At 68.3% G+C, this 10,467-nt stretch carries 11 protein-coding genes and 1 tRNA gene; 2 read left to right on the top strand and 10 right to left on the bottom strand.

The features are described from left to right. The 7 genes from VGV06_14135 to VGV06_14105 all read right to left on the bottom strand — a co-directional run. The coding region (locus VGV06_14135) for a 5-methyltetrahydropteroyltriglutamate--homocysteine S-methyltransferase (GenBank protein HEV2056289.1) at positions 1–332 on the bottom strand (332 nt) is incomplete at its 3' end. Continuing rightward, positions 325–1,326, bottom strand: a complete 1,002-nt coding sequence (locus tag VGV06_14130; GenBank protein ID HEV2056288.1) for a 2-dehydropantoate 2-reductase — start codon at positions 1,324–1,326, stop codon at positions 325–327. The genes VGV06_14135 and VGV06_14130, both read right to left, overlap by 8 nt. A gap of 14 nt (positions 1,327–1,340) precedes the next feature. Further along, positions 1,341–1,823, bottom strand: a complete 483-nt coding sequence (locus tag VGV06_14125; GenBank protein HEV2056287.1) for a DinB family protein — start codon at positions 1,821–1,823, stop codon at positions 1,341–1,343. A gap of 183 nt (positions 1,824–2,006) precedes the next feature. Next, positions 2,007–3,095 (bottom strand): ABC transporter substrate-binding protein, encoded by a 1,089-nt coding sequence (locus VGV06_14120; protein HEV2056286.1) that lies wholly within the window; start codon positions 3,093–3,095, stop codon positions 2,007–2,009. Positions 3,096–3,711: 616 nt separating this feature from the next. Then, positions 3,712–4,116 (bottom strand): peptide-methionine (R)-S-oxide reductase MsrB, encoded by a 405-nt coding sequence (gene msrB, locus VGV06_14115; GenBank protein HEV2056285.1) that lies wholly within the window; start codon positions 4,114–4,116, stop codon positions 3,712–3,714. Positions 4,117–4,137: 21 nt separating this feature from the next. Next, on the bottom strand, positions 4,138–4,644 hold the full coding sequence (locus tag VGV06_14110) for a carboxypeptidase-like regulatory domain-containing protein (protein ID HEV2056284.1): 507 nt from the start codon (positions 4,642–4,644) through the stop codon (positions 4,138–4,140). 50 nt (positions 4,645–4,694) lie between these two features. Next, positions 4,695–5,744: an adenylate/guanylate cyclase domain-containing protein gene (locus VGV06_14105; GenBank protein ID HEV2056283.1), complete on the bottom strand. Its 1,050-nt coding sequence runs from the start codon at positions 5,742–5,744 to the stop codon at positions 4,695–4,697. An 81-nt stretch (positions 5,745–5,825) separates the two neighbouring features. On the opposite strand from VGV06_14105, the gene VGV06_14100 reads away from it, so the two are divergent. After that, positions 5,826–7,379 (top strand): carboxyl transferase domain-containing protein, encoded by a 1,554-nt coding sequence (locus VGV06_14100; GenBank protein HEV2056282.1) that lies wholly within the window; start codon positions 5,826–5,828, stop codon positions 7,377–7,379. A 172-nt stretch (positions 7,380–7,551) separates the two neighbouring features. Here the strand turns inward: VGV06_14100 and VGV06_14095 are convergent, their stop codons facing one another. Continuing rightward, complete coding sequence (locus VGV06_14095) at positions 7,552–8,364, bottom strand: amidohydrolase family protein (protein HEV2056281.1); 813 nt, start codon at positions 8,362–8,364, stop codon at positions 7,552–7,554. Beyond that, positions 8,361–8,903, bottom strand: a complete 543-nt coding sequence (locus VGV06_14090) for a carboxymuconolactone decarboxylase family protein (protein ID HEV2056280.1) — start codon at positions 8,901–8,903, stop codon at positions 8,361–8,363. The genes VGV06_14095 and VGV06_14090 overlap by 4 nt, the downstream gene beginning before the upstream one ends. A gap of 114 nt (positions 8,904–9,017) precedes the next feature. On the opposite strand from VGV06_14090, the gene VGV06_14085 reads away from it, so the two are divergent. Next, a complete protein-coding gene (locus tag VGV06_14085; GenBank protein HEV2056279.1) occupies positions 9,018–10,085 on the top strand; it encodes a hypothetical protein in 1,068 nt (355 codons plus the stop codon). Between the two features lie 280 nt (positions 10,086–10,365). Here VGV06_14085 and VGV06_14080 read toward each other — a convergent pair. After that, positions 10,366–10,443, bottom strand: a tRNA-Asp gene (locus tag VGV06_14080). Between the last annotated feature and the right edge of the window lie 24 nt (positions 10,444–10,467).

The following is a 10,467-nucleotide window of genomic DNA, read 5'->3' as shown; positions in this document are numbered from 1 at the left end:
GCGATCCGGAGGTCAGGGCGCGTGAAGAAGCGGTCGCCCTCGCGCCCGTGGAAGGTGACGGGCAGCATCTTGCCTTCGCTGGAGAGACCGCTCAGCTGGAGCAGGAAGTCCATGTGCCAGGACTTCCGGCGCATCTCGCCGTCGGTGATCCCCTGGAGTCCGACGTCCTGCTGAAGTTTCACGGCGTCCCGGATCGCCGCGTCCTCGGCTTTGCTGAGCTCGGCCGCGCTCACCTTGCCCGACTCTTTCTCCAGGCGAAGCGCCTTGAGCGCGGGCGGACGCAGGAGGCTGCCGACGTGATCGGCACGGAACGGCGAACGCGAATCAGCCATGGTGAGTCTCCGAATAGACGCGGATCAGACCCAGCAGGGCGTCGGTGTGAGGCGTCGGCACGCCGACCATGCCGCCGATCTCGGTCACGGCGGTCACGAGCGCGTCGATCTCGAGCGGCCTGCCCGCGAGGGCGTCCTGCAGCATGGACGTCTTGAAGGCGCCGAGCTTGCGCGTGACGGCGTTGCGGCCCTCGCCGCTCTGGCTGATCGGGCAGCCGATCCGCTCGCCGATCGCCGCCGCCTCCGCCATGATGGCGAGGCTGTAGCGGTTGAGCAGCGGGTCGTCCAGGATGCGGTCGCACGTCGCCCCAGTCAGCGCCGAGATAGGGTTCATCGTCATGTTCCCCCACAGCTTGTACCAGATGTCGGCCTGGATGCGCGCGGAAACGGTCGCCGTGAACCCGGCCGACCGCAGCCGATCCGCGAGCGCCGTGACCCGGGCCGAGAGCGGCGCGTCGCGCTCGCCCCCGGCGGGCTCCCCCCCGCCCGGCTCGCCAACAATCAGCTCGTTGCCGAACCCGTGGCGGACCCGGCCCGGCTCCACCGCGGAACAGGTCGCATGGACCACGCAGCCGATGACATGGCGGCTCGGGATCGCGGCCTCGATGCGGCCGTCCGGGTCGATCGACTTGAGCCGCGTCCCACCGTATGGACCACCCGCGCGCTGGAAGAACCACCACGGCACGCCGTTCATCGCGGTTAGCACCATGGTCTCCCGGCCGAGCAACGGCGGGATCTTCTCCGCGACGTGGATCAGCGACGGCCCCTTGACGGCGACCACCACCAGGTCCTGCTCGCCGAGCCCGGCGGTGTCTTCAACGACGTGAACCGGCGCCGTCACGAGCGCCCCCGCCTGCTCCAGCCGGAACCCATGAGCCCGGAGCGCCGCGGCCGTGGCCCCGCGCGCAAGCGCGGCGACCTCGGAGCCGCTCCGCGAGAGATGGGCGCCGAGGAAGGAGCCGATCGCCCCGGCGCCCACGATGCACACCCTCATGGCGCGCGCGGGCGCTACTTCGCGCCGATGGTGGCCCGGATGCTGCCCAGGTGCTCGTGCACGTGGTTGATCAGGATCCCCTCGATCGCCTGCGCGGCCGTCATGGTCGGCATGCCGGCGAGCACGCTCGCGCTGCGATCGAGCTCGGCGTCGCTGAGGGCGCGGACGAGGGCGCTGCTCTTCTCCCCGTTCACCTTCAAGAGCGCGAGCGTCTCCGCCTTGGTGACGCCGGCCCTCTCCTTGGCGTGCTTGGCGTTGTTCGCGTGGATCATCTCCCACGTCAGGCCGGGCAAGGGCTGGGCCTTGGCGACCAAGTGGACGAGTCCGCCGACGTTCGCGTGCCCCTCGGCCAGGTGATGGGCCACGACCCCGACGGGCCACTTCTCGGCCGACGTCACGTTCTTCCAGTCCGCATCACTCAGGCCCTCGACGACCTTATTGAACTCGGCACACGACTCGTCGAACTTCTTGGCCAGCTGCTCGGCGCGCGCTCCCATGTTGCCTCCTCCGGTAAGGGGTTGGGGGTAAGGGGTGGGCGGCGGCCCCGACTGCGACCGACGCATCTGTTCCAGAGCGCCTCATGATAGAGAAAAGCGGGCCGATCGGCAACCGATGCCGGGGACGTTGGTGGGGGCGAGTCTACGAGCGGAACGCGAACGGGGACAGTGAAGCGAACGAAGTCAGTCGCGGGCCTCGGCGATGATCCCCGCCTGTCCGCGCGCCGAGAGGTCCTGGAGCTTCGACACGGCCTCCGAGCGATTGGCGAACGGGCCCACGCGTACTCGCGCCCACACACCCACCCGGTTTCCGGTGGCGTTCGTCAGCCAGGTCTTCGAGATCGTCGCGCCGTCACGGCTGAATCGCTCCGCCAGCTGAGCCGCGGCATCTACCGATTGAAAGACGCCCAGCTGAATCCAGTAGGCGCCCGCCGCCTGGCCATCGCGCGCCGGCCCAGACCTCTCGCGGATTTCGGAGAACTGCGCCGCCACGGGGGCCCGAACTCGCTCCGAGGACGACACTTCGCTGGGGAGCGCCGTGAGATGAATCTCCTGGAAGGTCCTCGGCGACAGAGCCGTTCCAGCCGCCGACGGCGGGGCTGCCGCATTCGCGCTCCATGGGCTCTGCGTCAGCGGCGGGATCCTCGGCACCACCGGCTCCGCCTGCACGGCCGGAACAATTCCCGCGACCTGCGGTGGAGGCGCCGCGACCATGGCGGGCGCGTCAGGCTGGCTGCCTCCCAGCCTCGCGAGGACCTCCGAATACGGGTAGGCGGCCAGGATCCGGGTGAACTGCGACCGGTAGTTCGCGATGAGGCTCACCCCATCGATGACCACGTCCTGCACCTTCCAGCGGTCGCCACGGCGAACGAACCAATAGTCGACCGGAAGCTCCTCACCATTCCGAGCCAGCAGCGAGGTCGCGACGCCCGCCCACTCGTCGCCGATCGACTCGTCGACGTACTGGATCTTCACGCCGTCGGATACGCTGGCCTTCGCGCCGATCATCCCGATGAAGCCGCGCTGGAGGAAGACGGCGAACAGCCGGACGAACTCGTCCTGCTCGTCCGGAGTTCTCGAAAGCCACGTGGAGCCGAGCGCAAGCGCGGAGGCCCCCCGGAAGTCGAAGACCTCATTGACCAGCTCGCGAACGGCTTGGCGGGGCTGCTCCAGATCGCCGAACAGATCCACGGTCTTCAGGATCGCGTTGGCACCCTCGAAGAAGGCCTCCAGCACCGCGGTTGGCGACGTCGCGCCGGCGGGCTGGGCCACGGCCAGCCAAAGCCCCGCAACGAGAGCGAACACGCCGGATCGCCGGGCCTGCATACACCGAAAGGGTAGTCTAGTTGCCGAACCTCTGCACGCCCTAATCGTGGATTGGCGCATGGTGAGTGGCCAAAGGAGCAACTTCCCTGCCACCGGCGCGCGCCGGCACGGCGGCGGGCAAACACGGGAAATGGCTGGCAGAGACGCGCCGGCTCCGATCGGGACGTGGCGCCGGAGCGTCAGATCCCGTGACAGCGTCACTGACACTGTGTCAGGCAGCCGACAGCCGCTGCCCGCCCGCAGGAGAGGGTCATTGACAGCGCGGGGCCGTCTGGCCATCTTGGAGCGCCCTGCCCATCACCGACCTGACCACCGACCATCTGTCCCTCTCCACCGGCCGCCTCGGTTTCCAGAAGCCGCTGGGCACCGCCACCAAGGCGCTGCCGTCACTCGATTACGTCACCGTCAGGCTCAAGGCGGGAGATCTCGAAGGGCTCGGCTACGCTTTCACACCCGGCCACGGCGCCCGCGCCATCCGCGCCTGCATCGAGGAACTCAAGTCCGCCGTTGTCGGCGCCGATGCTCTCGCTCCGCGCGATCTCTGGAAGGCCATGGCGGCCCCTCAGGCTCGCCGGAACTGCAAAGCAATGCCGTTCATGCAATACCGAAGGCCCGTGGGCTTGGGCCCGTCCTCGAACACGTGGCCCAGATGCCCTCCGCAGCGGCGGCAGTGCACCTCGGTGCGCACGGTGAAGAAGCTTCGGTCCGTGGAGTTCCGGGTCGCCCCCTCGATCGGGGCCCAAAAGCTGGGCCACCCCGTGCGGCTGTCGTACTTCGTGTCCGACGCAAAGAGGGGCAGATCACAGGCGGCGCAGACGAACGTGCCCCGACCGTGTTCCTTGTCAAGCGGGCTCGAGCCGGCGCGCTCGGTCCCATGCTTGCGCAGGACGCGGAACTGCTCGGGAGTCAGAACCTTTCGCCACTCGGCCTCGGTCTTGGTGATCTCGAACGTCTCGGTCGTCGACATATCCGCCCCCTCCACGGAGCTTCACTTGAAGAACTTTTTGACGGCTCCCACGGCGTCGTCGATCGGGCCGGTCTTCGGGGCCGGCTGGACGAGCTTCAAGCGTACCTCCGATGTCTGCCCGGCGACGATCTGCACCTGGCGCGCCTCGGCCACGAAGCGAGGGTGAATGACTCGAAGGCGGTAGGTGCCCTCCTTGAGGCTCCCGCGGGCCTGCCCCTCGGCCCCTGCCGTCAGCGTGGTCACCACCGCGCCCTTGAGGGTCAGGATCTCCACCGTCGCGTCCGTGACCGGCTTGCCTGTTCGAGAGTCCTGCATAATAGCCACGATCTCGCCGACCACGGGCGATCCAGGCTTGGAAAAGTGGAGATACGTATAGAGCCCGACGCTGATGGAGATGAAGCCTGCAATGATCCCGACGATGGCATGGAAGCGCGACAGAGTCAGGTGGGCGCGGAGGGCCTGGACCAGCCGCCGGACTGCGCCGGCAGAAACCTCAGAATCAGTGGGCCGCCGCTCGCCGTCGGTCACGCGGCTAGAGTAGCAGGATAGCGGGAGCGGGGGCAATGCGAGCCGTGCGGTCACAGACGTGCGTGCCCCTCCGCGCAGGCGTAGACCTCGACGGGGGCCGCGCGGCCGCGCAGCGCCTGGGGCCCGAGGGGCTCGAGCGCATACCGCTCCGTGCCCGCGAGGCGGCTGAGCGCGGCGGCCGAGACGAGGAAGCGCCGATCGAGGTCGCGGGTCGCCTGCTCGAGACGGGAGGCCGTATTCATCACATCGCCGTGAAAGACGATGTCGCGCTTGCTGCCGCCGACCTCGCCGCTGATGACAGGGCCCGCGTGGAGCGCGGCCCGGATGCCCGGCGCGACCCCGAACTCACGCTCGAACTTCGGCGCCGCCTCGTCGAGGGCCGTCCGGATCGCGAAGAGGCAGGCGATCGGACGCGCGCCATCCCGCCCCTCGGCGGCCGTCCACGTCACCACCATCTCGTCTCCGACATACTGGTAGATCTTGCCGCCGTAGTCGTCGATGGGATCAGAGGCGAGGCGGAACACGCGGTCCAGAAAGCGGTGGACGGCAGCCGGGCCGATCCGCTCGGCCAGCGCCGTCGAGCCCGCGATGTCCACGAAGAGGAAGAATCTCTCCTCGGATCGCGGCCGGTGATAGCGCCCGAGCACGACGTTGCGCAGGGTGCGCCACCCCACGATGTTGCCGATCTCGAAGAGGAACAGAAACCCGAAGGTCGCCACGAACGAGAAGACGAGGGACAGCAGCGGCAGTGACCCCGGTTGCAGCGGCGCGCCGGCGAGCACACCGAGCACCCGCCGGCCCCAGACGCCGACATTGACGGCCGTGATCACGGCCCCGTACACGAGCCATTTCACGCCGAACGTCACCAGGAACGGAGCCTGCTGGAGGGCAAGGCCCCGGCGGGTGGGCAACCAAAGGATCTCGATAGAACCGATCACGATCGTGATCGTCGCGCCGTTGACCGCTCCCACGAGGCTCCCGGTGAGCCCGCTCCCGCCGACGGCGAGGGCGATGAGCCCACCGTAGGCGACCCCGATCAGCGTCCCTACGAGCAGGGCCCACGCGAGGATCCGCACCCGCCGCTTGGTCGCGCCACGCATGCGGTCAAGTCTACCGCGTACAAAGCGGGACGTGCGGTCGGTTCTTGACTTATCATACCGAGACCGTGAAAGGTCAGACGCGTGGCTGACGACTGGCAACCCGAGCTCGACGAGCTGCGGCGCCGCGAGGCCTTCGCCGAGCGGCTCGGCGGGGCGGAGCGCGTGAAGCGCCAGCACGACGAGGGACGCCTGACCATCCGCGAGCGCATCGCGCGCATGGTCGACCCGGCCACGTTCCACGAGGTGGGCAAGATCGCGGGCAAGGCGGCGTACGACGCGGACAACGAGCTCGAGAGCCTCACGCCGTCCAACTTCATCTTCGGCCGCGCGCGGGTGGACGGCCGGCCGGTCGTCGTCGGCGGGGACGACTTCACCGTGCGCGGCGGTTCGGCCGACGCGACCATCAAGGGCAAGCACCTCATGTGCGAGCGGATGGCGCAGGAGCTTCGGCTGCCGCTCATCCGGCTCGTCGAAGGCTCCGGCGGCGGCGGCTCGGTCAAGACGATCGAGACCACGGGCCGCGCCAACGTTCCCGGCGTCGATGGCTGGGAGACCGTGGTGGACAACATGGCCATCATCCCCCGCGTGGCGCTCGGTCTCGGCTCCGTGGCGGGGCTCGGCGCCGCGCACCTGGCCGCGGCGCACTATTCGCTGATGGTCAAGGGCACGTCCGCGCTCTTCGTCGCGGGGCCGCCCGTCGTCGAGCGGATCGGCCAGAAGCTGACCAAGATGGAGCTCGGCGGCTGGGAGATCCAGCTCAAGGCCGGCGCCGTCGACGACGCCGTCGAAACGGAGGAGGAGGCATTCGCGCGCGCGCGACGCTTCCTCTCCTACCTGCCGTCGTCGATCGACGACGTGCCGCCGCGCGGGCCCCTCACGGACGACCCGAACCGCCGTGAAGACTGGCTCTTCGGCGCGATCCCGCGCGACATCCGCAAGACGTACCGCATGCGCCCGATCGTCGAGGCCGTGGTGGACCGCGGCTCGTTCTTCGAAATCGCCCCGCTCTACGGCCGCGCGGTCATCACGGGGCTCGCCCGGCTGGACGGCTGGCCGGTCGCGGTCATGGCGAGCGACCCAACGCACTACGGCGGCGCGTGGACGGCCGACACCTGCCAGAAGGTCGAGCGCTTCGTGGACACGGCGCAGACCTTCCACCTGCCGGTGGTCTACCTCGTGGACTGCCCGGGCTTCCTCATCGGCCTCGAGGCCGAGCGCGCGGGGACGATCAAGCAGGGCGTCCGCGCGATGTCGGCCATGTGGCAGACCACCGTGCCCTGGTGCGCGGTGATCGTGCGGAACTCCTTCGGCGTCGCGGGGGCGGCGCATCGAAACGGCCGGCGCTACTGCACACGCTACGCGTGGCCGTCCGGCCGCTGGGGCTCGCTGCCCCTCGAGGGTGGGATCGAGGCGGCCTACCGCGCCGACCTCGACGCGGCGCCCGACCGCGAGAAGAAGATGGCGGAGATCGCGGCGCGGCTCAACAAGCTCCGCTCGCCGTTCCGCTCGGCCGAGACATTCTGGATCGAGGAGATCGTAGACCCCCGCGACACCCGGCCGCTGCTCTGCGACTTCGCCGAGCTCGCGGCCCCGCTCCGCCGCCCCGGCCCTTCTTCGCACGGCATGCGGCCCTGATCAGGCCGCCGATAAGGGCCCATTTGCTTCGTTGGCTCGGTCGCTCTTAGCGTAACGTACGGAGAGTAGCCCCTGCCGGACTTGGGATTGACGCGCGTCGCCGTGGTGAAGTCTTCGATCGCGCGATCCGCCTGGCGGAGCGCCCGGTAGGCCTTGCCCCGATAGATATCTGTCATCTCCTCCAGTCGAGCCACGCGCAGACGGCGCGTCCCATGACGAGATCTCTGTCGCGGCCCGCCAGCCACGGCAGCTCCTCCGTGAACATGGTCACGCACTGCCGCCACGAGCACGGCATGCGCGTGCTGTCGGTGCCCCAGAACATCCGCTCGGGCCCGAAGGCATCGTAGATCCGGCGGAGGTAGCCGTGCACATTGCGATAGGGATAGGGCTCGCTGGAGTAGCTCGGTGCCCCCGTGGCCTTGATCGCGACGTTCGGATGCTTGGCCAGCGCCAGCATCTCCGGCAGCGAGGCCCAGGCCGCGTCGTCCTTGCTGCCCGACGGCCGGCCGAGATGATCGATGATCAGCTTCAGCCGCGGATGACGTTCGGCGACCTCGCCGACGAGCGGCATGAAACTCGCCGCGAGGAGCGCGATGGGCAGCTCGGCCCGTTCGGCGGCGGGCCACAGCCAGTCCATCGTTCCATCCGTGGGCCACGTCTTCTGGTGCGGCTGCAGGAACGTGAACCGCAGGCCGAGCATCCCCGGCCGTTGCTTCCAGTCGTCGATCAAGGACCGGCTCTCAGGGCGGTCGAGGGGGAAGTTCCCGAGGATCGCGAGCCGCGTAGGATGCTGGCGCGCCGCCTCGACAGCGAGCTCATTGGCATTGGGATCCCAGGACGACGGCGGATGGATCACCGCAGCATCGACGCCGGCCTCGTCCATCTCCTTCAGCAGCTCGTCCTTCGTGAAGCTCGGCACCTGCCGGTGGTTCGGATTCGTCGGCTTGCCGCTCCCCCAGATGTGGACCTGCGCGTCGACGATCATTGCAGGACCTCGGCGCCCTTGCTGGCTTCCAGCTCGCAGGCGTTCACCGTCATCGCCAGCATGCTGTAGTAGCCGATCGCCCCGGTCAGCTCGATGAATCCCTCGTTGCCGAACCGCGTCTGCAGCGCCTTCACGGTGGCCTCATCGACCCGGTGCTTCCGGATGAGCTCGCGCGTGAACTCCACGATCTGGGCGTCCTCCGGCGGGATGCCGCGCGCGTGCTTCTCGCGGATGGCCGTGATGGTCGTCTCCGGCACGCCGAGCCGCCGGGCGCCACCCGTCTGCGCGCCCCACACGTAGACCGCGTCGAGCTCCCGCGCGACGGTCATGGCCGCGAGCACGCGCACCCGCATGTCGAGCGAGCCCTCGAAGCGCACGAAGGCGCCCAGATGCGCGAGGCGGCCGGCCAGCTCCGGGCAGTGGAGGAACATCGTGAACGGGCCCTGGAGCGCGCCGCGGCTCTGGACGATGGCGTCCACGATCGCGTGGTCCTTGGTGTCCACCTGGTTCTTGCCGGTGATGGGAGTGAGCCGTGCCATGATTCAGTCCTCCGGTATCGGGCCGAGTCGCCTTCGGATCTCTCAGCAGCCTGCCAGGAGAATACCGTACGGACTCTCGCCGCGCACCTCGTCGGCTGCGTCATAATCGACCCTATGATGCGGTCGAGCCGGGCCGGTGCGGCGTGGCTACTCGGGATCAGCCTCCTCACGGACCTGGTGGGTCCGGGCATCGCACCGGCTGCCGAGACGCCGGTCGTTAACGAAGTGCAGGATCTCCTTCAGATCTCCGCCGAGCAGCGCCTCCGTCTCGTCCGGGGCGAGGTTGTCTCCTATTCCGTCTCCGAGAACAGCGACAGAGAGCTCGCCGTCGGCTTCGCCATGATCCTGCCGGCTCCGATGAGTGAGATCGCCGACTATCTGGCCTCGGGGCAGCTGATCGCCCAGGATGATACCATCTCCGACTTTGGCGCGGTGCCGGACGAGGCGCCCACTTCGGCCCTGGTGGGACCGCGATTCTCGCGGAGCGAGCGAGAAGAGGCGGAAGGCCTCCTCGCGGCCGCACCCGGAACACGGTTCAACCTCTCGTTGGCCGAGATCGATGCGCTTCGTGCGGTCAAGGGATCTGCGGATACCTCCGCCAAGACCACAGCGGCTGACATTGCCTCGGATGCCTACCGGCGGCTCCTCCATCAGCGCCTGCAGGCCTATCGGCAAGGCGGTCTTGCCACGATCGCCCACTATGCACGGACCGGCGGAGCCGTCACCGACCCGGCGGTCGATCTGCGGCTGGCCGCTGCCGATGCCGAACGCCTCGCCCGCCTTGGCCCAGAGCTCCACGAGGCGCTGCTGCGATACCCGGCCGCCCAGCCCCCTCAGATGGTCAACCACTTCTACTGGATCAAGCGGCGCGTCCAGCGGCGCCCGCACTTGAGCCTGCTCCATCGGATTGTCGTGGCAAGTTCAGGCTCGATCATTCACGTCGAGCGCTACTACTACGCGGGGCATTCGTTCAATGCGACCCAGATCCTCACCGGCGCCTTCGCGCACCGGGATGGAACCCTGGTCTTCTCCATCAATCGTGTCTCGACCGATGAGGTGCTCGGTGTGGGGAACCAGCTGAAGCGGACCATCGGGCGCACCCAGCTGAGAGACGACATGCGCGCGCGTCTCGACAGGCTCCAGGCGGTCCTCATTCGACCCAGGTCGACCCAGAGCCCCTGACCACCCGTGACACAGGGATTGTCCCGACCTAGCGGATGATCATGGTCCAACCCCCTTACTTCGCTGTACACGGATTAGTTATAACGGTCGCGATGGCCGTCATCCAAGCATCCTCCCCATTTGAGGCAGCCCCATGCTTACTGCAAGTGCTGATCTCAGAACTCGACGCCGATCATTGGGGTAGTCCTCACTCGAGGCGCAACCGGAGATCAGGGCAAGTTTGGGGCAACAAGTAGGAGGGGGCGGCAGGCCACCGCCCCCTCGTAACTGATTGGTTTTTTGGCGGGCTCGACGGGATTTGAACCCGCGACCTCTGGATTGACAGTCCAGTGTGCTAACCAGGCTGCACCACGAGCCCACAGTGGGAGATCGATTTATACCA

The organism is Candidatus Methylomirabilota bacterium (genome assembly GCA_035936835.1).
GTDB lineage: Bacteria > Methylomirabilota > Methylomirabilia > Rokubacteriales > CSP1-6 > AR37.
This window is presented reverse-complemented; position numbering and strand designations above follow the sequence as displayed.

Excerpts from the sequence above, each read along its gene's own strand:
- VGV06_14130 (HEV2056288.1), bottom strand. The coding sequence starts at position 1,326 with ATGAGGGTGTGCATCGTGGGCGCCGGGGCGATCGGCTCCTTCCTCGGC.
- VGV06_14125 (HEV2056287.1), bottom strand. The coding sequence starts at position 1,823 with ATGGGAGCGCGCGCCGAGCAGCTGGCCAAGAAGTTCGACGAGTCGTGT.
- msrB (HEV2056285.1), bottom strand. The coding sequence starts at position 4,116 with ATGTCGACGACCGAGACGTTCGAGATCACCAAGACCGAGGCCGAGTGG.
- VGV06_14105 (HEV2056283.1), bottom strand. The coding sequence starts at position 5,744 with ATGCGTGGCGCGACCAAGCGGCGGGTGCGGATCCTCGCGTGGGCCCTG.
- VGV06_14095 (HEV2056281.1), bottom strand. The coding sequence starts at position 8,364 with ATGATCGTCGACGCGCAGGTCCACATCTGGGGGAGCGGCAAGCCGACG.
- VGV06_14090 (HEV2056280.1), bottom strand. The coding sequence starts at position 8,903 with ATGGCACGGCTCACTCCCATCACCGGCAAGAACCAGGTGGACACCAAG.
- VGV06_14085 (HEV2056279.1), top strand. The coding sequence starts at position 9,018 with ATGATGCGGTCGAGCCGGGCCGGTGCGGCGTGGCTACTCGGGATCAGC.